Origin of the sequence: Psychroserpens luteolus, assembly GCF_021032705.1 — a bacterium.
GTDB lineage: Bacteria > Bacteroidota > Bacteroidia > Flavobacteriales > Flavobacteriaceae > Psychroserpens > Psychroserpens luteolus.
Genome location: NZ_JAHVXI010000005.1, coordinates 229,258 through 249,545 on the forward strand (window position 1 = coordinate 229,258; position 20,288 = coordinate 249,545).

At 33.3% G+C, this 20,288-nt stretch carries 21 protein-coding genes and 1 tRNA gene; 8 read left to right on the plus strand and 14 right to left on the minus strand.

Going from position 1 to position 20,288, the window contains the following annotated elements:
- From KWG70_RS13805 to KWG70_RS13840, 8 genes are all read right to left on the minus strand, one after another.
- Positions 1–2,286, minus strand: a complete 2,286-nt coding sequence (locus KWG70_RS13805) for an ATP-binding protein (protein WP_230936629.1) — start codon at positions 2,284–2,286, stop codon at positions 1–3.
- Between the two features lie 203 nt (positions 2,287–2,489).
- Complete coding sequence (locus KWG70_RS13810) at positions 2,490–3,998, minus strand: S8 family peptidase (RefSeq protein WP_230936630.1); 1,509 nt, start codon at positions 3,996–3,998, stop codon at positions 2,490–2,492.
- Positions 3,999–4,113: 115 nt separating this feature from the next.
- Complete coding sequence (locus KWG70_RS13815) at positions 4,114–4,401, minus strand: Sec-independent protein translocase subunit TatA/TatB (protein WP_230936631.1); 288 nt, start codon at positions 4,399–4,401, stop codon at positions 4,114–4,116.
- Between the two features lie 110 nt (positions 4,402–4,511).
- Positions 4,512–6,809 carry a M1 family metallopeptidase gene (locus tag KWG70_RS13820; protein WP_230936632.1) on the minus strand — a complete coding sequence of 766 codons (2,298 nt, stop codon included), beginning with the start codon at positions 6,807–6,809 and terminating at the stop codon, positions 4,512–4,514.
- A 23-nt stretch (positions 6,810–6,832) separates the two neighbouring features.
- The gene (locus KWG70_RS13825; protein ID WP_230936633.1) at positions 6,833–7,333 is read right to left on the minus strand and encodes a DUF6702 family protein; all 501 of its coding nucleotides are present in this window, start codon (positions 7,331–7,333) and stop codon (positions 6,833–6,835) included.
- An 86-nt stretch (positions 7,334–7,419) separates the two neighbouring features.
- Positions 7,420–8,220, minus strand: coding sequence for a carboxypeptidase-like regulatory domain-containing protein (locus tag KWG70_RS13830; protein ID WP_230936634.1), 801 nt, complete (start codon positions 8,218–8,220; stop codon positions 7,420–7,422).
- Positions 8,207–8,935 carry a carboxypeptidase-like regulatory domain-containing protein gene (locus KWG70_RS13835; protein WP_230936635.1) on the minus strand — a complete coding sequence of 243 codons (729 nt, stop codon included), beginning with the start codon at positions 8,933–8,935 and terminating at the stop codon, positions 8,207–8,209. The genes KWG70_RS13830 and KWG70_RS13835 overlap by 14 nt, the downstream gene beginning before the upstream one ends.
- A 25-nt stretch (positions 8,936–8,960) precedes the next feature.
- Positions 8,961–9,773 (minus strand): carboxypeptidase-like regulatory domain-containing protein, encoded by an 813-nt coding sequence (locus KWG70_RS13840; RefSeq protein ID WP_230936636.1) that lies wholly within the window; start codon positions 9,771–9,773, stop codon positions 8,961–8,963.
- 114 nt (positions 9,774–9,887) lie between these two features.
- Here KWG70_RS13840 and pepE point away from each other — a divergent pair, with 114 nt between their 5' ends.
- A complete protein-coding gene (gene pepE / locus KWG70_RS13845) occupies positions 9,888–10,595 on the plus strand; it encodes a dipeptidase PepE (RefSeq protein ID WP_230936637.1) in 708 nt (235 codons plus the stop codon).
- 27 nt (positions 10,596–10,622) lie between these two features.
- On the opposite strand, the gene KWG70_RS13850 is transcribed toward pepE, so the two are convergent.
- Positions 10,623–10,698, minus strand: a tRNA-Gly gene (locus KWG70_RS13850).
- Positions 10,699–10,746: 48 nt separating this feature from the next.
- Positions 10,747–11,172 (minus strand): GNAT family N-acetyltransferase, encoded by a 426-nt coding sequence (locus tag KWG70_RS13855; RefSeq protein WP_230936638.1) that lies wholly within the window; start codon positions 11,170–11,172, stop codon positions 10,747–10,749.
- Between the two features lie 164 nt (positions 11,173–11,336).
- Between KWG70_RS13855 and KWG70_RS13860 the strand changes: the two genes are divergently transcribed.
- Together KWG70_RS13860 and KWG70_RS13865 are read left to right on the plus strand one after the other, a co-directional pair.
- Positions 11,337–12,071, plus strand: a complete 735-nt coding sequence (locus KWG70_RS13860; protein ID WP_230936639.1) for a M15 family metallopeptidase — start codon at positions 11,337–11,339, stop codon at positions 12,069–12,071.
- Positions 12,072–12,097: 26 nt separating this feature from the next.
- On the plus strand, positions 12,098–12,868 hold the full coding sequence (locus tag KWG70_RS13865; RefSeq protein ID WP_230936640.1) for a M48 family metalloprotease: 771 nt from the start codon (positions 12,098–12,100) through the stop codon (positions 12,866–12,868).
- A 67-nt stretch (positions 12,869–12,935) separates the two neighbouring features.
- On the opposite strand, the gene KWG70_RS13870 is transcribed toward KWG70_RS13865, so the two are convergent.
- Positions 12,936–13,322: an ankyrin repeat domain-containing protein gene (locus KWG70_RS13870; protein ID WP_230936641.1), complete on the minus strand. Its 387-nt coding sequence runs from the start codon at positions 13,320–13,322 to the stop codon at positions 12,936–12,938.
- A gap of 266 nt (positions 13,323–13,588) precedes the next feature.
- Between KWG70_RS13870 and gpmI the strand changes: the two genes are divergently transcribed.
- Positions 13,589–15,106, plus strand: a complete 1,518-nt coding sequence (gene gpmI / locus KWG70_RS13875; protein WP_230936642.1) for a 2,3-bisphosphoglycerate-independent phosphoglycerate mutase — start codon at positions 13,589–13,591, stop codon at positions 15,104–15,106.
- Positions 15,107–15,152: 46 nt separating this feature from the next.
- The gene (locus tag KWG70_RS13880) at positions 15,153–15,566 is read left to right on the plus strand and encodes a BT0820 family HAD-type phosphatase (protein ID WP_230936643.1); all 414 of its coding nucleotides are present in this window, start codon (positions 15,153–15,155) and stop codon (positions 15,564–15,566) included.
- On the opposite strand, the gene KWG70_RS13885 is transcribed toward KWG70_RS13880, so the two are convergent.
- Positions 15,555–16,841 (minus strand): acetyl-CoA hydrolase/transferase family protein, encoded by a 1,287-nt coding sequence (locus tag KWG70_RS13885; protein ID WP_230936644.1) that lies wholly within the window; start codon positions 16,839–16,841, stop codon positions 15,555–15,557. The genes KWG70_RS13880 and KWG70_RS13885 overlap by 12 nt on opposite strands.
- 127 nt (positions 16,842–16,968) lie before the next feature.
- On the opposite strand from KWG70_RS13885, the gene map reads away from it, so the two are divergent.
- Genes map through KWG70_RS13900 form a run of 3 tightly spaced genes read left to right on the plus strand, consistent with a single transcriptional unit; the run spans position 16,969 to position 18,871 of the window.
- Complete coding sequence (map, locus tag KWG70_RS13890) at positions 16,969–17,787, plus strand: type I methionyl aminopeptidase (protein WP_230936645.1); 819 nt, start codon at positions 16,969–16,971, stop codon at positions 17,785–17,787.
- Positions 17,787–18,104 carry a cupin domain-containing protein gene (locus tag KWG70_RS13895; RefSeq protein WP_230936646.1) on the plus strand — a complete coding sequence of 106 codons (318 nt, stop codon included), beginning with the start codon at positions 17,787–17,789 and terminating at the stop codon, positions 18,102–18,104. The genes map and KWG70_RS13895 overlap by 1 nt, the downstream gene beginning before the upstream one ends.
- A complete protein-coding gene (locus KWG70_RS13900; RefSeq protein ID WP_230936647.1) occupies positions 18,104–18,871 on the plus strand; it encodes a class I SAM-dependent methyltransferase in 768 nt (255 codons plus the stop codon). Before KWG70_RS13895 ends, KWG70_RS13900 begins: the two co-directional genes overlap by 1 nt.
- On the opposite strand, the gene KWG70_RS13905 is transcribed toward KWG70_RS13900, so the two are convergent.
- Together KWG70_RS13905 and KWG70_RS13910 are read right to left on the minus strand one after the other, a co-directional pair.
- Entirely contained in the window at positions 18,868–19,902 is a 1,035-nt protein-coding gene (locus tag KWG70_RS13905; protein ID WP_230936648.1) for an FAD:protein FMN transferase, read from the minus strand. The genes KWG70_RS13900 and KWG70_RS13905 overlap by 4 nt on opposite strands.
- A complete protein-coding gene (locus tag KWG70_RS13910) occupies positions 19,903–20,280 on the minus strand; it encodes a Na(+)-translocating NADH-quinone reductase subunit F (protein WP_230936649.1) in 378 nt (125 codons plus the stop codon).
- Between the last annotated feature and the right edge of the window lie 8 nt (positions 20,281–20,288).

The window sequence follows — 20,288 nt, forward strand, 5'->3', positions numbered from 1 at the left end:
TTACGACACCTTTTCAAGTTTAAATTCTGGTTGATCACCGGAAGGTTTTCTCTTCTGAATGTGCTCGGAAATGGTTTGGAAAAATTCATAGTTATCAAACGGCTTTGTGATAATTCCGTCAAAACCTATTCCCTTGTAATCTTCTTTCACCTGTTCAATATCTGCTGCAGTTAAGGCAATAATTGGTGTTTCATCATCAAATTCACGGATAGCTTTAGTGGATTCATTTCCATTCATAACTGGCATGTTGATGTCCATTAAAATTAAATCAAAACCGGTGTCTTGATGAGCTTCTAAAGCTTCTAATCCGTTTTTGGCAACCACGCATTCATAGTTTTCACGTTGGAGTAAATTTTGAGTAACGATTTGATTGATCTTATTATCTTCGGCAACTAATATTTTATACTTTTTAGTTAGAGATATTGCTTTGCCTTTTGCTTTTTTAGCTTTCGTTTTTTCAACTTTAGCATCCTTATCTATTTCAAAAGTCAATTCGAAACTAAATGTAGTACCCATATCTGTTTCACTATCGACTTCTAAGGTACTTCCAAACAACTCTATGATATTTTTGGTAATTGGTAATCCTAATCCAGTCCCTTGATAATTAGTATTGCTGTTTTTATCTAGTTGAGAAAAGTTTTCAAATATCAATCGCTGTTTCTCCTTCGGAATTCCTGGACCATTGTCTTCTATTTCAAAGCCTAATGAGACTTTATCTGCACTAGTATTTAAAAGTTTTACTCTAACATCTATTTTTCCATTTTCAGTGAACTTAATGCTATTTCCAATTAAGTTTATTAAAACCTGAGACAAGCGAACATTATCACATTTGATGAAATCGGGAATATTTTTATCTATTGAAATCTGTATTTGATTATTGGTTTCCTCTAATCTATAATCAAAAGAATTCACTAGATTTTCTATCAACATTCTAATATTAACAGTGACATTTTTTAGTTCTATTTTTTGAGATTCGATTTTTCCTATCTGCAAAATATCATTAACTAAGTTAAGTAAATAATCCCCAGAATACTTTAACGATTTTAGAAACTTAGTATCTTTAGCACTAAGGTCATTATTTTTAAGAAGTAATGACGTTAATCCTACAACACCATATAGTGGTGTTCTTAATTCATGAGTCACATTGGAAATAAAATTACTTTTTAGTTCGGATGATTTTTCGGCTTGATTTTTAGCCACCTCTAATTGCTTGTTTCTGGCTTCTAAAATATGACTTAACTTACGTTTAGACACATAACTTCTATACATTGTCAATAAGGAGATAAATAATAAAAATACAGTAATGGTTATGATGACATTTACATTTTTGATCTTATTACTCTTCACTAATTGCTCTATTCTCTCGTTATTAGCTAACTGAGCTACATTTTTGTAGTTTTCAATAGAAAATCTTGATTCTGCAATAATGCCCTGTCTAATCTTTTCCTCATTAATGTATTTATCTCTGTAAGTGTTATGCATTAACAATGCCTCATAAGCCTGCTTGTCGTTTTCTAACCACGCATATGTTGTTGATACTTTCTTATAGATATTACTTAGTAATTCATTTTTATTTTCAAAATCAATCGAATTATGATGCTCCAAAAGATCTGCTGCAGTTAATAATGATAAGTTGGCACTATTATATAGCTCTTTAGCAATAAAATATTCACCTTGAATGAAATACCATCGCGCTTTAGAAAACCCTTGATCTTCAATATATGCCAAACAGCTTTCTGCTCTTGATAAATGAACTAATGCCTTGGGAAGATTATTAGTTTTAATATATAGTTTAGATAAGTTTAATCTTATATCAAATAAGACCTCATCTCTCTTATCGGCATTATATTGATCTCTTACATTGTATTTATTACCGTAATAAATAGCCTTTTCAAAATACTGTATCGCATCTGTTGGAGGTATTTTATGCATATACATTTGACCTAACTTCAAATACGAACTCGCTAATAAAAAATTATCGCCTTCTTTTTTTGACGCTTCAATAACTGTATTAAAGCTGGCTTTTGCTTTTTTGTCTTCATGCATAAATTTATAAATCTTACCAATGGTAAAATTAGCCAATGCTGTTCCGTAGCTATCATTTATTGAATCTGATAGTTTAATAGCCTGATTAAATAAGTTGAAGGATTTTGCAAGGTCATTATTGTTATAATGATATAATGCACGATCGTTGATACTATCAATTTTTTTGATAATATCTCGTTCTGTTTGACTGAAAGACAGAAGGGAACACAACAGAAAACAGCAGAGTAGGTTTGCTTTCATATATCAATTTAAGTTAATTTGGGAAGGACAAAGTATCTCATAGTAGCTTAGTTACAACAAAATAATCGTTGAATACACTTTTTTATCGGATAAACTTCACAAAACGAAAACCAAAATCGATGAAATGCACATTGATTTTAAAGGGTATTTAAAAACCTCTTCAAAATATGAAGAGGTTTTTCATTAATTAAAAATCAAACGTTTTATTGAACGGCCTGTAAAGCATCAATATTTCCATAGCCAAAGCTTCCATTTTTGTATGGATAAAAATCGGCCGATTGCTTCAATCTATTGAGCACTTGTGTTCTACTCCAACTTGGATGTCTGGACCATACTAAAGCAGCTATTCCAGCCGTAGTAGCAGTTGCTACAGACGATCCACCTGTATAACGACGATCACCATTATAAAACCCTAATACTGGAGGTGCTTTACTCGTATTATTATCGCCTTCCATTACAATGGTAAAGTCAATCTTACTTCCGCTATGACACGTGTCGCAACGCTCATAATTACTACCATCATCAACGCCTGTTACAGCCACAGTTTCACTCATAGTCGCTGGAAAAATCACTCCAAACCCATTTGTAAAGCTTGTTGATGTTCCTCCTGCTGCAAATATCAGCTTCCCTTTACTATAAGCATATTTTACGGCGTCTTTTATATTTCCTATAGACCATACATATCCTATAGACATAGAGATAATTTTCACATCACTTCTATTTCCTAATTGTGTTAAAGCTTTAGACACGCCTTTACGTTCGTGATAATCATTTAATAATACATCTTCTGTTGCACGATAAGCTACTAAATTGGCATTATAAGCAACACCAACTGGCATGCCATTATCATTACGAGGCGAAGCCATAGTTGACCCCATAGCTGTACCATGACCGCATTTGTCGTGCGGACCATCATAATTATTAGACCACCACCAAGCTGAGTCTATAAATGTTCCATATTTTTGAACAAAACGACCATTGGAATAGCCATCATTTATCCCAGAAGAATTTAATAAGGATTGGGATTGAGACACACCTGTATCTATGAGGCCAATAGTAACACCAGACCCTGTTGATAAGTTCCATGCTTGTTGAATGTTATGCTCATCGAAATGCCAAGATACTTGTGCATTATTAGGGCTTATTGTTGAATAATGAGCAGGATTAATATAATCGCCATTTTTATCACAACCTGAACTTGAACGCTCAGCATTTTCATTGAAACTAAATAGATTATAACCATTAGGCTCTAAATAACGAACATCTTTATGTTTTTTAAGTGCAATGATTGTTTCAATATGTTCGACACCAATATCTATAACTGTTAAAATATCTTGCTCTACAAGTATGAGGTCTGTTTTATCTATTTTCTCATTATCGGCTACAATGTCTATTAAGCCATTCTTTTTGGCTTCCAATTCTGAGTCTCTTGCTTCACTAAAACTTTGGCCTTCATTTCCATAACCAATGGTTAATACGTTTTGTCCATGAACAACGGCACTCCATAAAAAGTGTGCATCTTCTTTACTCCAATCAAAGTCGCCTGTTTCACGAATGGTTTGGCTAATACGGCTATTGATTTGATCAACGGTAAGTGGGTCTTTGGGGAATTGAATATCTTGAGATTCGATTTCAATACTAGTATCTTCTTTAGAACAAGATACCATGGTAATTGCTATAAGTAGCAACACCTTTAAGTACATTTTTTTCATTTAATATAATTTAGATGGTTAATGATTTTCTAAATATATTAAATAATCAAAATGTATTCGCATAAAAAATTGCGATTTTCATTGAAAAAATAAACACAAATTATGAATTCGATAATTAGGGATTTCGACGCACAGAACCTGTAAAGTCTTCAAGATCATCCTTTACTTTATTAATCTCTTGAGTGATCTCTTTTGTAACACTCGAATCAATACCTTGTTTTTCGGCACTTTTAGTGATTTCAGATTTTATATCACTAGATGCGTCTTTTAGCATACGCATACCTTTACCCAAGCCACGAGCTATTTCAGGTATTTTATCTGCACCAAATACCATGACTACAATAACAAGAATAAAAAGAATCTCTGTAGTACCAATAAATAATAATGTAGCTTGTTGTATCACGATGCAAATATAATGAGTTGTTTGTTATTACATATACTATTTATATAAATTATGGAGTTAAAAAAAGCCGATATTATAATATCGGCTTTTATATGTATTCAAAGAATTGATTATCCTTTTACTTTGTTTTTGAATTTGTCAAAATCACTTTCTTTCACTTCTCTTGGCCACGAATTATTTGACGTATCAATATCTGCAGTCTCTAAGTTTGGATCAACTTTTATAGATATAATTTCTTTTTCAGAAGCAACGGCTTTGCTTACTTCATTATCATTAAATCTCCAAATTTGAGCAGGATATGTTTCTGTTTTTGAAGTACCATCAGCATAAGTAAATTCAACAATAATTGGCATTACTAATCCGCCTGGCTTCTCAAACGTAATATTATAGAAATACTTAGGTTGCTTGATGCTTTTACGTTCTTCGGCAGTAAAGTTATCCATCATATACTCTTTTAAAGTTGGCGAATTATCTGCTGATGTTCCCTTACGTAATTTTTCATCAAACTCCTCACTTCCCTCTTCAACTAAGTATACCAATTCCACCTCATCCAAATTGATATTTCTGCTCGAAGCGTAGTTTTTGGCATATTGATTTGGTTCTGAAGTCACATAGTACTTTTTAACCTCTTTAAGACCAATATCTACCCAATCTGTCGTATAGAACCAACCTCTCCAATACCAATCCAAATCAAATGCAGAAGCATCTTCCATGGTACGGAAAAAATCTTCAGGTGTTGGGTGTTTGAACATCCATCGGTTAGCATACTCCTTGAATGCATAATCAAATAGTTCACGACCCATTACTGTTTCTCTCAAGATATTTAATGCGGTAGCAGGTTTCCCATAGGCATTATTTCCAAATTGATATGTATTTAAACCTTTTGTCATGATTGGAGCAATATAGTCCTGATTTCCTCCCATATATCTTGTGATATTCTTAGCAGGTCCACGACGTGATGGGTACTTATCATCTCCTGGCGATAAAGCTGTAGGATACCATTCGCCAAAATCTTGTTCGGCTACATACTGCATAAAAGTATTTAAACCTTCATCCATCCAGGTCCATTGACGTTCGTCACTATTAACAATCATTGGGAAGAAGTTATGCCCTACTTCGTGAATAATTACACTCATCATTCCATATTTGGTACGATCGTCATAATTACCATCTTTATCAGGTCTTCCATAGTTCCAACAAATCATTGGATATTCCATTCCTTGACGTCTTGCGTGAACTGAAATTGCTTTGTGATATGGGTAATCAAATGTCATACGCGAATATGATTTTAATGTACTCGCTACAGCTTTAGTTGACCATTGTTCCCAAAGTGGATTTCCTTCCTTAGAATATAGTGATACTGCCATTACATCTTTATTGCCTATTTTGACAGCCATCATATCCCATATGTATTTTCTAGATGTAGCAAATCCAAAGTCTCTTACATTTTCTGCATAGAGTTTCCAGGTTTTCTTTTTATTTGAACGCCCCTTTTCTCTGGCTTCTGCTTCATCTTGAGTAGAAATAACAACAGGTTCTTTATATGACTTTTTGGCTTTCTCGTAACGCTTCATCATATCATTTGAAAACACCTCTTTTCTATTGGTCAACTTACCAGTACCATCTAATAAGTGATCGGCTGGAACGGTAATATTCACTTCAAAATTTCCAAATGGTAATGCAAATTCATCACGTCCCCAAAATTGTGAATTTTGCCAACCTTCAACATCGTTATAAACTGCCATTCTTGGGTAGAACTGAGCGATTACATAGTTTCTATTTCCGTCAGGGAATAATTCATAACCAGAACGTCCGCCATCAGTCACATGATTGTTGATTTGGTACCACCATTTAATACTAAAAGAAAATTTATCTCCCGTTTTCATTGGCTTTGGCAATTCAACTCGCATCATGGTTTGATTGATCATGTGAGGTAACGCTTTACCATCTGTTCCTTTCACACTCTCCACATTGAATCCACCATCAAAACGCTCAGACATATAAGATGACGTAAATCTTGAAGGTGACATTGCTGGTGTAATTCTACTTGAATTGATATCTCTTGAAGGTGAATCTTTCTGACGCACATTTTGATCTAATTGCACCCACAAGTAACTCAACTCATCTGGAGAATTATTTGTATAGGTAATCGTTTCATTACCACTCAATACAGCCGTATCATCGTTGATCTCAATGTCCATCTTGTAATCGGCCTGTTGCTGATAATACGCTGGACCGGGAGCTCCAGAACCTGTTCTGTACATGTTTGGAGTGGAAAATTCATCATAGAGCTGTTTAAACTTGTTCTGGTTCGTATGACCAGTTTGTGGCTCAGGCTCTTGATCTTGTGCTATTGCATTGAAGGAAATAAATGCAATAGATAAACAAAGGTATTTTACTAATTTCATAGCTGTTATTAAAAAAGGTTGATTTATTTAAAATTTAAGTATTGATTCGTATCGTCTTTAGTAAATATCAAATTATTGACTTTGGAATTTATTTTCGTTTTTACGACATTTTTTTGCTTCGGAAATGCATCAAAAAGCACAGTATTACTCATTTCTATAGTGGTTATCTTGTCAATGTTTTCAATTTCCAAATAACAAACCACTATATCATTATCATATTCTTTACCTATATAGTTGAATGCGACTTCCCGAGTATTAATTTTGATCTCAATTTTTTGGTTTAAGTATTTTTTGACATACTCATCAACGATTGGTTTCTCGTCAACAGAAGTCATTTTAATACTTTCATCATAGCGTTCCTGAAGTGTCAACTCTAAATCGGCAATATCGATTCTAGAAATGATTTGAACCGCTTTTTTCTCTTTTACGTAGCTCACCTGAGTCACACTCACATAATATTTGTGAGCAGTTGTTGCTGCAAAAGGAAAAATAATAGCCAGTAAAGTGACCTTTAAAAAGTTCATAACAATCAATAAGTGGTAAAAATAGCCATTTTACCAAATTATTTTACCTTAAAAAATGTTAATAATATCTTTAAGTTTTTGAAGTATTAATCTTTTGTCTCTTCATCAACATCTTTAAATGTGTAAAGTTTATGTAATAAGAATTCATAGGTTTTTAAGCTATTATTACCTTTACATAGCCCTGTGAATTTTGGATCATCAGAAATATAATAAAAGAACTCTGTTTTTAATTGTGTATCTATCTCATAGTTTTCGAACAACAAATCTGAAAACTCAGCCATCATTTTTTTTAAGCACTTATCTTGCTCTTCAAGTAAGACAGCGCGTTTGAGTTTTTTTGTTCGACCCGAAATTTTATTTAGGATTTTATGAATATTAATCCCAACAAACAGTGGTGCTATAACTATTGATTTGCCAGCATCGGCTTCATATAATTTACGCTCTTTTTGGGTTTTTTGTTTTCCAACATAGCCAGGTATCCCGACATCATAAAAATTGATATCGCGTTTCGCATCACTATTTTCGATATCTGAAGACAAATTACCTGTTAAAACTTTACCAACAACGACCTCATCTAATTCATTAACTCTATCAGTAAGTGTAATGACTACAGATTTCATATCTAAGGTTGTTTTGGTAACTACAAAGCTTTGAGGTATATACTGAACACTAGAAATTAAAAGTGTATCATTGAGTTTTACTGGGATTTCAAACGCTCCTTTATCGTTAGTAACAGTAAACTTTTGAGCTGTAATATTAAGCACGTGGATGCTTTCCAAATCTGAGCTCGCCACAACCTTTCCTTTTAATTGTATGGATTGAGCATTATTGTAGTTGCAACTGAACACTGCAAAAATTAAAAATAATATATACTCAATCTTTTTCAAGCCTTCGTTTAAATTTTTTGAGTTTTTCCTTTAAAAACTCTAGCATTTTTATTTCATCCTTTGTTTTACTGAGTGGTAAAAATTTTGGATCATCTCCACTAAAATAAAAAAATTCTTTTCGTTTGGTAGCATCCAAAGTATCAGTATCGAAAAGCATTTCAGAAAATTTAGCTTCAACTTGATCTACCGCTTTATTCAGTTCTTCACGTTTAATTTGTTCTTTTAATCGCTTTGTTCGTCCAGAAATCCAATTAATCAATGGATTTAAAGGCACAATTCCACCACCACTTTTTGCTTCATATAATCGTCGTTCGCTTTGTTTCATTCTAGGCCCAGTATATCCTGGGATGCCTACATCATAAAAATTAATATCCCGTTTAACTTCTGTGTTTTCAATGTCAGACATCAGATCACCAGTAAGTACTTTTCCAACAACTACTTCATCTAGCAAATTCACATTATCCTCAAGGTTTACAATCATCGATTGGGTTTGCATGATAATATCAGTAACAATAACTTCTTTTGGCTTATACTGAACACCAGACACCATAATTGTATCGTTTAGCTTTGCAGGAATCTCAAACACTCCCTTATCGTTAGTAATAGTAAATTTACTGGCTGTTTTGTTTATGATATGAATACCAACGAGATCACCACTAGCTACAATTTTGCCCGAAATATCTTTAGTTTGTGCAACTAATCCTGAAGAAAACAAAACGATCAGTAAAAAGAAAAAAAGTTTATTCCTTATCACTATCTTTCTTTAAAAATTCTTTACTTTTTTTATTTAGAACTTCTAAAAACTCTAGCTCTTTGCCATAATTTAATAAGCTCACATCAAAGGCTTTATCGTCTTCAACAAATTGTATGAATTCTTCTACACGATACTCTGGTATATTAAAATTATCTATTATAAATTCTGAACCAAAATAGTATTTAATAGAACTTACTGGTACATCTGGAACACCTTTATCTTTCTTGTCTTTAATCTTACTCCTAAACAACGGCAATAATAATTGGTCAACTACATTAACTACATTAAGGCCATTGACCATCGTTTTAGATTGTGAATGGATAGCCTCATTTTTTATTTGGGAGCGTTCATCATCAGAGAAATCATATTCATCACTTTTTTTTATGCCAAAGTAAAGGGCATCCAGTTTTGGATTAAATGTTTTAACTGTAGATACATCTGTGCTTAAATCACCCGAAAGCCCTTTGGTTAAAACCAAAACTTCATCAAGCTTGTTAATTTCTTCTATTAAAAACACACGCATCCGTTTTGATTTTATAATGGCCTCACTAATTTGAAGGTCAAAATTTTGATATTGCAAAGCTCTAAACTCAATAAAATCATTTAATGCTACTTCAATAGTAAACTCTCCATTTTCACTAGTAATTACACCTTTATTTGACGACGTATTAAATACAGTTATTCCTTCTACATCGTCTCCTTCGACAATAATTTTACCATCAACTTTTACACGTTTAATGTCTTGGGATATTGCCAAAAAAGATGTTAGTGCTATACATAAGAGTAGTAGTTTTTTCATAGTTGATATTTTAGTTAAGTAAAGAAATGATTTGAAAACTTAATTTATTAATAAAGACTCACTAAACTTTTGTTAAATTAATCCTTTACCTAAATTTACAACAAATTACGATCAATGAAAAATATTATCATCGCAAGCACTTCAACTATTCATGGTGGAGAACCCTTAGAGTATTTACTGGAAGAGTTAGGTGATTTTTTTAAGCAAACTTCTGAAATCATATTCATCCCATATGCTAGACCTGGAGGCATCACACATAATGAGTATACTTTAAAAGTAAATACAGCATTCAAAAAAATTGACAAAAAAGTGATTGGTATTCACGAATTTGACGATCCGAAAGAAGCCATTAAAAATGCTAAAGGTATATTTACAGGTGGTGGAAACACCTTTGTATTGGTAAATCAACTTTATAAAAATGATCTCATAAATACCATTAAAACTGCAGTTAGAAATGGAACGCCTTATTTAGGCACAAGTGCAGGAAGTAATATCTGTGGTCTTACAGTAAGTACTACCAACGATATGCCTATTGTATACCCTCCAAGTTTTAAAACCTTTGGATTTGTACCTTTTAATATCAATCCGCATTATTTAGATCCAGACCCAACAAGTAAGCACATGGGCGAAACAAGAGAGACCAGAATAAAGGAGTTTCATAAATTTAATACGCAACCTGTTGTTGGGATTCGAGAAGGCAGTTGGCTAGAAGTTAAAGGAGATTCAATAGTTTTAAAAGGGCCATTGGACGCTAGAATTTTTGAATACAACAAAGCGCCTTACGAAGTAAAATCTGGAACACAGCTCAATCATTTAAAATAAAAAAGCCTCATAATATTATGAAGCTTTTGGAGCGAGAGACCGGGTTCGAACCGGCGACATTCAGCTTGGAAGGCTGACGCTCTACCAACTGAGCTACTCTCGCATTCTGGGCGCAAATATAAACTATCTTTTTTCTTTCAGGGAAAGATTATTAGAACTTTTTCAAGAAATGATATCCTAAAATTTCAAAACCTTCATTATAATAAAACTTATGAGAAGGATAATTTTGAACATAAGTATTTAATTCTACAGTAGTACATCCTTTTGTTTTAACATATGTATAAATCCAATCTAAAAACTGTTTCCCCAAACCTTTACCTCGGTAGTCATCTTCAATATAAACATGATCAATCTCCACTGTTTTTCCAACATAGTGTCTAGTACAAAACCATAATCCAGAAACACCAACAAGTTTTTCATTATCATAAATAACGGCACATTCATAATTTTGTGCAACCATTTCAGCAAAACGTTCTTTCAATAACGCTTCGGAAAGTTTAAACTCATTAAGCTTTTGAACTAAAGGAACAACATCATTTATTTGTGATTTTTCGAGTATTTTAAACTGAAATGACATAGATAGATATTTTAAGTGAAGATAAATATTTTTGCTTAAGTTTGATACACAAAGGGTTTCAAATTTAAGCAGGAAGTGATAAAAATAGCGTCTAATCAAAAGACTAAAAATTAAACAAATTTTAAATTAAAAAGTGGCACATATTATGTACTATTTAAAGCATTATGAATAGACGACATTTTTTTAAAATAACATCCCTAACTGGAATAGGTATATCGGTTTTCCCGCAGTTGGCATTTCAGGATGCAACAACATTAATATCGTATGAGGAACTCATTGGAAAAGGCAAACCACAATTATATGGTAATGGATTTAATTTAAGAAAAGAGGCCAATGATGCTTTTTTAAAACTATCTGCAGCTGCTTTAAAAAGTGACATTCGTGTACAAGTTGTGTCTAGTTATAGAGGCTTTAATCACCAAAATAGAATTTGGGAAAGAAAGTATAAACAAAATTCCAATAATGGGTTAAGTCCAATTGAAAACATTAAGAAAATTATAGAGTACTCTACAATTCCAGGAACATCTCGTCATCATTGGGGAACCGATCTCGATCTTATTGACAGTAATGTCAAACAACCACGTCGTGTATTAAACCCTAATCATTTTGAAGGTGATGGTGTGTTTTCTAAATTTAAAGAGTGGATGGATGAGCATGCCAATGATTTTGGTTTCTATCTCGTATACACTGATAAGAAAGAACGCAAAGGGTTTAAATATGAACCTTGGCATTACAGCTATAAACCACTTTCAAAACCATATTTAGATACCTATTTAAAATTAAATATTAAAGATATTATTACTTCAGAACAATTGATGGGAGCAGATTATTTTTCTGAAGAGTTTATAGCTAATTACCTGAATCAAAATATTTTGGATATAAATCCAGAACTTTTGTAAATTTATAATCACTAATTATTACAATCATGAGAGGAAGAAATTTAAAAGTGAGATTGCTTATTGGCGTTGCCATAGCTCTCTTTTTCGTTATAAAACGTTGCAGTCAGAGAGAAGAAAATCCATATACTGGTCGCATGCAAACGATTTCAATGACGGCCGATAAAGAAATACAAATTGGTTTAGCTAGTGCTCCTCAAATGGAGGCTCAACATGGAGGTATGCATCCAAATAATCAATACCAAGCACTTGTTGATGATATTGGCAATAGATTAGTTAATAGTAGCATTGCTAAAGAAACACCATATAACTATGAGTTTCATTTATTAGCAGATCCCAATACAATTAATGCTTTTGCATTACCAGGAGGACAAATTTATATCACGTTTGCCTTATTTTCAAAACTTGAAAACGAATCACAACTCGCAGGTGTTCTAGGTCATGAAATTGGTCATGTTTTAGGTCGTCATAGCGCCGAACGTATTGCAGAAAGCGAATATTGGCAAGGTTTAGCAACAGCTGGATCTGTTGGTGGTGATATTGGAGGTCTAGTAAGCGGTATTGGTCAAAACACATTACTAACTAATGGTAGAGATGATGAATTGGAAAGTGATGATCTAGGTGTTAAATTTATGATCAAAGCTGGTTTTGATCCTGAAGAAATGATTGGCGTTATGGAAATACTTAAAGCAGCTGCAGGACCTAATCGTGTTCCTGAACGTATGAGTACCCATCCAGATCCTGAAAACAGAAAAGAAAAAATTAGAGAATCTATTAAAAAATATAAAAATGCACTTTAATTGATTAAAGTGCATTTTCAAACTAACTAACTCAAATAATTGTTTCTAATTTTTAGAAACTTCTCGTTTAAGATTCTAACCCCTTAATGTAAGCTAGAGCATCTTTAGCATTGGAAAGTTCAGCATATTTTTTTGCTGTCATTCCCTTAGATGATTTTAAATTTAATTTCGCGCCTTCCTTTACAAGAAGTTTTAAAATATCTAATCTATTATACTTAGCTGCATACATTGCAGGAGTCAAACCATTTGATTTCTTGTTTACATCTTGACCTAACTCTATTAATTTTTTTACGGTTTCTAAATCTCCTTTGATAATAGAAACACAAAATGGATCTACAACTCTTTTAGTTACTGTAGTTTCGTAAGTAGAAGGTGTTACAATGTCGTTTGTTGCATTTAAAGATGTAAAAGAAAATCCTAATGCGATTGCGATAATTACTGCTGATTTTTTCATGATGAAAGATTTTAATTAATTGATTTTAGTTTTTTGATTATAATAAAGAGACGACATAAAATTTAAAGTGTTACACAAAAAAATCTTTAATAACATTTATTTAACTGTTTGTAAACAAATCTGTTAAGATATTAACATTGTCCATTTACAAGCTAACTCAAATTAAAACATTAATTGATTGATTGATAATTAATTATATTTTGTAATCCCATATACAGATAAAAAGCATTAAACTTTTATCTTTGATTTTATAATATTCCTTAACAATGAATAAAAAAGTTATTTTAATGATTTTGGATGGTTGGGGCATGTCTCCAGACCCAAAAGTTTCAGCAATTGATCATGCAAAAACTCCATATATTGACTCGTTGTATCACAATTACCCTCATGCAACATTAAGAACAGATGGTTTACATGTTGGTTTGCCCGAAGGTCAAATGGGTAACAGTGAAGTTGGTCATATGAATCTTGGAGCAGGAAGAATTGTATATCAAGATTTAGTTAAAATAAACTTAGCCGTAAAAAACAATACTCTAAGAAATGAATCTGTACTTATTGACGCTTTTCAATATGCTAAAGATCATAATAAACCTGTTCATTTTTTAGGATTAGTGAGTGATGGAGGTGTGCATTCTCACATCAATCACCTATTTGGTTTAATTGATGCTGCCCATGATTTTGGAATACAGAACTCTTATGTTCATGCGTTTACAGATGGTAGAGACGTTGATCCAAAATCCGGATTCGGTTTTATTACATCTTTAGAAACGCATATCAAAAACACAAATACAGAACTAGCCACAGTAACTGGGAGATACTATGCCATGGACAGAGATAAACGCTGGGAACGTATTAAACTTGCTTATGATGCACTAGTTAATGGTTTGGGAGAACGATCGCATTCTGCTACAGAATCTATTGAAAATAGTTATCATAAAAATGTCACTGATGAATTCATTGAACCTATCGTTATGGTTAATCAGGAAAATCAACCTATCGCTCAAATAAAAGATGGTGATGTTGTGATCTTTTTCAATTTTAGAACAGATAGAGGTCGTGAATTGACCGAAGCATTATCACAAGCCGACTTTCATGAGCAAAATATGCATAAGTTAGATTTACATTATGTTACTCTAACAAATTATGATGATTCCTATCATGGAATTAACGTCGTTTTCAACAAAGATAATCTCACTGAAACACTTGGTGAAGTTCTTGAAAAGCATCATAAAACCCAAATTAGAATCGCTGAAACTGAAAAGTATCCGCATGTGACATTTTTCTTCTCTGGCGGACAAGAAGTTCCTTTTAAAGGCGAAACAAGAATACTTAGAAATTCTCCTAAAGTTGCTACTTACGATTTAAAACCAGAAATGAGCGCTTTTGAATTAAAAGATGCACTTATTCCTGAACTAAAAAAAGGCGACGTGGATTTTGTATGTCTTAACTTTGCAAATGGAGATATGGTAGGTCATACTGGAGTTATGGAAGCGGCAATTAAAGCTTGTGAAGCAGTAGATCAATGTGTAAAAGAAGTTATAAATGTTGCTCTTGATAACGACTACTCTACCATTTTAATTGCAGATCATGGGAATTGTGAGACGATGATCAATCCAGATGGTTCGCCTCATACAGCACATACAACTAACCCTGTTCCTATTATTTTAATAGATAATGAAAAATTGACTATTAAAGATGGTATTTTGGGTGACATAGCACCTACAATTCTCAAACTTATGGGGATTGAGCAGCCAGAGTCTATGACTCAAGAACCTTTGGTTTAAATTAATTTTGAAAATTGTACTTTTGAAGCATTACAAAGATTAGTAAATGAATTTTCAAGACAAACTAGTTATAGCCATAGATTTTGATGGTACTATTGTTGAAGATGCCTACCCAAAAGTTGGTAAAGCTCGTATTTTCGCATTTGAAACCATGAAGCGTTTGCAAGCCGATGGTCACAGGCTTATCCTCTGGACTTACAGAAGTGGTTCAAAATTAGAGGAAGCCGTTACTTTTTGCAAAGATAATGGCATTACATTCTATGCTGTAAATCAGAGTTTCCCAGAAGAAAAATATGACAATTCAGTTAGTAGAAAAATCTATGCAGATATTTATATAGACGATAGAAACATAGGTGGAATTTTAGGTTGGGGAGAAGTCTATCATCTCATCACCAATGAAGAACCAAATATAAAAGCCACCAAACAAAAGAAAGGTTTCTTTTCCTTTTTAAAGCGCTAATCGCTTACCACTAATTAATTCAAAATACGTTTTATCAATATACTCTCTATGCTCTGGATGAGCTATATCTACTAGTGCCTTGACACGCTCTTTTATCGTTTTTCCGTATAAATTAGCAACACCATATTCGGTCACTACATAATGCACGTGAGATCTGGTAGTGACTACACCTGCACCTGGTTTTAATGATGGAACAATCCTACTAATACCCGATTTTGTAACAGATGGCAAGGCGATGATAGCTTTCCCACCCTCACTTAACGAAGCGCCTCTAATAAAATCCATTTGACCTCCAACACCTGAATAGATATTCGGACCTATAGAATCTGCACATACTTGACCAGTGACATCCACTTCTATAGCCGAGTTAATAGCTACCATTTTAGGGTTCTGCTTTATTATCGAAACATCGTTGGTATAATTAGAAGCCCTCATTTCTACAAACGGATTATCGTCTACATAATCATACAAACGTTTAGAACCCATTAAAAAAGTGGTTAATGCTCTTCCTCTGTTAATTCCTTTATAATTTCCATTGATAACATCATTTAAAATTAAATCAATAACACCATCAGAGAACATTTCTGTATGTAGTCCTAGGTCTTTATGATCTGTTAAACGTGATAATACGGCATTTGGGATACTGCCTATTCCCATCTGTAATGTGCTTCTATCTTCTATCAGGTTAGCAACATAACTACCAATTCTGTTTTCAACTTCTGATGGTTCGGCCATATGATGTATAGGTAATGGCTCATCAGATTCTACAAAATAATCTACTTCAGATACATGAATAATTCCTGCTCCATGAGTTCTAGGCATTTGTGTATTGATTTGAGCGATCACATATGTTGCATTATCAATCGCAGCCAAAGTGGCCTCTACCGATACACCTAAGGAGCAATAACCATGTCTATCTGGAACGGATACATGAATTAATGCCACATCTAAATCGATAATATTTCTTTTGAATAATAAGGGTAGCTCACTTAAAAACACAGGCGTGTACGATCCGTTTCCTGCTTTTAATGTATGTCTCACGTTCTTTCCTATAAAAAATGAATTGACATGAAAGCTTTTACTAAGTTTTGGATCTGCATATGGTGCTTCCCCTTCGGTATGCAATTGACAAACCTCAACATTTTCTAGCTCTTCATGTCTTGCCGTCATAGCTTTTATAAGTGTTTGAGGAGCTGCAGCTGCTGCCTGAATGTACACACGACTATTAGATTTTATAACTTTTACTGCGTCTTCTGCTGTTACCGATTTATACATGATTTCCCGTCTTTTTCTACAATACAAAATTACAGTAGAATATAAACTTAAAAACTGTCAAATATCATATTTCAGTAAAAAAGAATTACATTTTAATTTTAAGTATCTTTGCGCATATTTTTTAGACATGATTATAGTTAAGACAAGAGAAGAAATTGAGTTAATGCGTCAAAGTGCATTGGTCGTTTCAAAAACCTTAGGAATGCTTGCAAAAGAAGTAAAAGCAGGTGTTACAACAATGCAATTAGACAAACTTGCTGAGGATTTTATCAGAGAACAAGGTGCTGTACCTGGTTTTTTAGGTTTGTATGATTGTCCGTCGACTTTATTATGTAGTGTAAATGAAGCTGTAGTTCATGGCCTGCCAACCAACATTCCTCTTAAAGATGGTGATATTGTCTCAATAGATTGTGGAGCGTTAATGAATGGTTTTTACGGTGATCATGCCTATACTTTTGAAATTGGAGATGTTGCTCCTGAAACAAAAAAACTAATTCAAGTGACTAAAGAATCTCTCTATGTTGGTATTGAGCAATTTAAAATAGGTAATCGCGTTGGAGATGTTGGTTATGCTATTCAACAATATTGTGAAGCACATGGTTATGGTGTTGTTAGAGAATTAGTTGGTCATGGTATAGGTCGTAAAATGCATGAAGATCCTGAAATGCCTAACTATGGTCGTAGAGGTCGTGGTAAGAAATTTATTGAAGGTATGGTTGTAGCAATAGAACCTATGATTAATGGTGGAACACATAAAGTAAAACAATTAAAAGACGGTTGGACCATTGTCACTCAAGATGGTAAGCCAAGTGTTCATTTTGAGCATGATATTGCAATTATTGATGGAAAACCAGAAATATTATCAACGTTCGCTTATGTGCATGAAGCATTAGGAATTGAAAGTGATGAAGAAGATAGGTTTAGAAAAGAAGCTCTAGTATTATAATGACTATTGAAATTTCAAATATCCCGCAAAAAGAAATCATTACAGGTTTTAAAGCACGTTTTGTTCATAGTGCACATACAACAACTGCTTTTTGGGAGGTAGAAGCAGGAGCCGAATTACCAATACACTCTCACATTCACGAACAAATTTCTATGGTAACCGAAGGTCAATTTCAAATGACCATCGATAATGTAACTAAAGTTTATACTCCAGGAATGTTAGTCATTATACCTTCAAATATTGAACATTCAGGAAAGGCATTAACCGCATGTAAAATTACAGATGTATTTTCTCCTGTAAGGGAAGATTATAAGTAATGAAAAAGCTCTTCAAAATAATTTTAAATACTATACCTAGACCTTTATTAATAAGACTAAGTTATGTGGCACGCCCTATATTAGCTTTTTTGTTAAGAGGACATAAGTTTATAGATCCTATCGATGGCAAAGGATTTAGAAGTTTTTTACCATATGGTTATGGGAATCAACGCAATAATGTACTATCACCTTCAACACTTAGTTTAGAGCGTCACAGACTATTATGGTTATATTTAAAAAATGAGACAAGCTTTTTTTCTGCAGAAAAAAAAGTGCTGCATTTCGCACCTGAACAATGTTTTTTAAAACGTTTTAAAAAGCTCAAAAATTTGGAGTATACTACCACAGATTTAGAATCACCTATTGCCGATATCAAAGCTGATATTTGCAATCTCCCTTTTGAAGACAATAGTTACGACATAATTTTGTGTAATCATGTTTTAGAACACATACCAAATGACACGAAAGCGATGCAAGAATTATTTCGTGTTTTAAAGCCTGGTGGTTATGGTGTATTCCAAATTCCGCAAGACCTTTCACGAGCGCATACTTTTGAAGATAATACAATTACTGATAAAAAGGAACGCGCAAAAATCTTCGGTCAGTATGATCATGTTCGAGTTTATGGTCGTGATTATTTTGACAAATTGCGCAGTATAGGATTTAAAGTTGAAGAAGTAGACTATACCGCTCAACTTTCTAAAGAAGACATTGAAAAATATTGTTTAGCAAAAGGAGAAGTTATTCCTGTAGTCTATAAGGCTTAATTCTCGGGGAAATTATTCAGATTTAAGACCTCTAATTCCTTGTCTTCATTTTCAAAAATGATAAACACTTTAAATTCGGGACGTGTTTTTAAAAAGTGAGTCACTTTTTCAATTCCCATAGCCTGAAATGCAGTAGCATAGGCATCTGCAGTCATACAATCTTTAGTAATAACTGAAACACTCAAAATATTAGTTTTACTAGGATATCCTGTTTTTGTATTAATGATGTGCGTAAAACGATTCCCATTCTCATCTACTTTAAATTTTCGGTAAGTCCCAGAAGTTGCCATTGCTTCGTCTTTCAAACTTAAAGCTTTATAAACCGATTGGCCACCATCAAAACGCGGTTCGTCCAAACCAACTCTCCATGGTATATCTTTTTCCATGTTTTTACCTCTAACACGAATCTCGCCTCCTATTTCTACTAAATAGTTTTTAACGTCTTTACGCTCTAGAAATTCTCCAATCACATCAACACCGTAACCTTTGGCAATAGCATTAAATTCTAAATATGTGTCTTTGGGTTTTAAAATCCTAATAGTTCCTGCTCTATTACGAACTAGCTCTACCTGATCTAAACCTACAGAACGCATCAAATTATCAATCGTCGTGCTATCTGTTAAAAATTTATTTTTATCAGCACCAAAACTCCAAGCATTAACAACATTTCCAATTGTTGGATCAAAAGCGCCATCAGTATACTTATATACGTCTTTAGAAGCTAGAAAAACAGTTTCAAAATGTGTATCAACTTTATAAGGTTCATTTCGGTTAAATTTTGAAATTTCAGAATCAGCAATATACGTAGACATCGATTGATTCACTACTGCAAACAAACTATCAAATTGTTTGGTATAGTCGATTTCAGAATGATAAATCACATTGTATGTTGTGCCAAAAACAGGTCCAGATAATTTAGTGTTTTGTGGTGTTTGAACCTCTACTTTTAGGTTGTCCTGAACAACCTCTTTAGAGTTTTCTTTACAAGAAAAGATAACAAAAAACAGCAGTAGTAGCAATAATGGTTTCATTTAATTTAAGTTAGGTTCTAATACTTGAATGCCATTGTATTCTATAAGATAATCTTCGTTTAAATACACAGGTAAATCTTCACCGTTTGGATTCCCTAATCCTACACCAGCATATAACACTTTGGCATCTTTATCGTAAGCATGTTTTTTAAATGTTTCCATCCAAACAACATCATAGTTATTTGGGTTTTCAGGAAGTTTGACAGCTCTCACAATCACAAAAAAGTATTGGCTGTTTTTATCAATACAAACAAACTGCGGATGCCGTTTCAGCTTGCTGTTAATCGCAACAAATTCAAATCCGCGCTGTTCAAGATCCTTTCCAACGTGATTCATTGCCAGATTATGAAGCTCTTGCTCTGTTAAGGGTGTACTCATAGTGCAAA

What these genes read in the sequence shown, in the direction of transcription:
- KWG70_RS13855 (WP_230936638.1), bottom strand. Translation starts at nt 11,172, where the DNA reads ATGTCATTTCAGTTTAAAATACTCGAAAAATCACAAATAAATGATGTT.
- gpmI (WP_230936642.1), top strand. Translation starts at nt 13,589, where the DNA reads ATGAATAAAAAAGTTATTTTAATGATTTTGGATGGTTGGGGCATGTCT.
- pepE (WP_230936637.1), top strand. Translation starts at nt 9,888, where the DNA reads ATGAAAAATATTATCATCGCAAGCACTTCAACTATTCATGGTGGAGAA.
- KWG70_RS13885 (WP_230936644.1), bottom strand. Translation starts at nt 16,841, where the DNA reads ATGTATAAATCGGTAACAGCAGAAGACGCAGTAAAAGTTATAAAATCT.
- KWG70_RS13905 (WP_230936648.1), bottom strand. Translation starts at nt 19,902, where the DNA reads ATGAAACCATTATTGCTACTACTGCTGTTTTTTGTTATCTTTTCTTGT.
- KWG70_RS13805 (WP_230936629.1), bottom strand. Translation starts at nt 2,286, where the DNA reads ATGAAAGCAAACCTACTCTGCTGTTTTCTGTTGTGTTCCCTTCTGTCT.
- KWG70_RS13840 (WP_230936636.1), bottom strand. Translation starts at nt 9,773, where the DNA reads ATGAAAAAACTACTACTCTTATGTATAGCACTAACATCTTTTTTGGCA.
- KWG70_RS13860 (WP_230936639.1), top strand. Translation starts at nt 11,337, where the DNA reads ATGAATAGACGACATTTTTTTAAAATAACATCCCTAACTGGAATAGGT.
- KWG70_RS13865 (WP_230936640.1), top strand. Translation starts at nt 12,098, where the DNA reads ATGAGAGGAAGAAATTTAAAAGTGAGATTGCTTATTGGCGTTGCCATA.
- KWG70_RS13880 (WP_230936643.1), top strand. Translation starts at nt 15,153, where the DNA reads ATGAATTTTCAAGACAAACTAGTTATAGCCATAGATTTTGATGGTACT.
- map (WP_230936645.1), top strand. Translation starts at nt 16,969, where the DNA reads ATGATTATAGTTAAGACAAGAGAAGAAATTGAGTTAATGCGTCAAAGT.
- KWG70_RS13895 (WP_230936646.1), top strand. Translation starts at nt 17,787, where the DNA reads ATGACTATTGAAATTTCAAATATCCCGCAAAAAGAAATCATTACAGGT.
- KWG70_RS13870 (WP_230936641.1), bottom strand. Translation starts at nt 13,322, where the DNA reads ATGAAAAAATCAGCAGTAATTATCGCAATCGCATTAGGATTTTCTTTT.
- KWG70_RS13910 (WP_230936649.1), bottom strand. Translation starts at nt 20,280, where the DNA reads ATGAGTACACCCTTAACAGAGCAAGAGCTTCATAATCTGGCAATGAAT.
- KWG70_RS13825 (WP_230936633.1), bottom strand. Translation starts at nt 7,333, where the DNA reads ATGAACTTTTTAAAGGTCACTTTACTGGCTATTATTTTTCCTTTTGCA.
- KWG70_RS13820 (WP_230936632.1), bottom strand. Translation starts at nt 6,809, where the DNA reads ATGAAATTAGTAAAATACCTTTGTTTATCTATTGCATTTATTTCCTTC.
- KWG70_RS13810 (WP_230936630.1), bottom strand. Translation starts at nt 3,998, where the DNA reads ATGAAAAAAATGTACTTAAAGGTGTTGCTACTTATAGCAATTACCATG.
- KWG70_RS13900 (WP_230936647.1), top strand. Translation starts at nt 18,104, where the DNA reads ATGAAAAAGCTCTTCAAAATAATTTTAAATACTATACCTAGACCTTTA.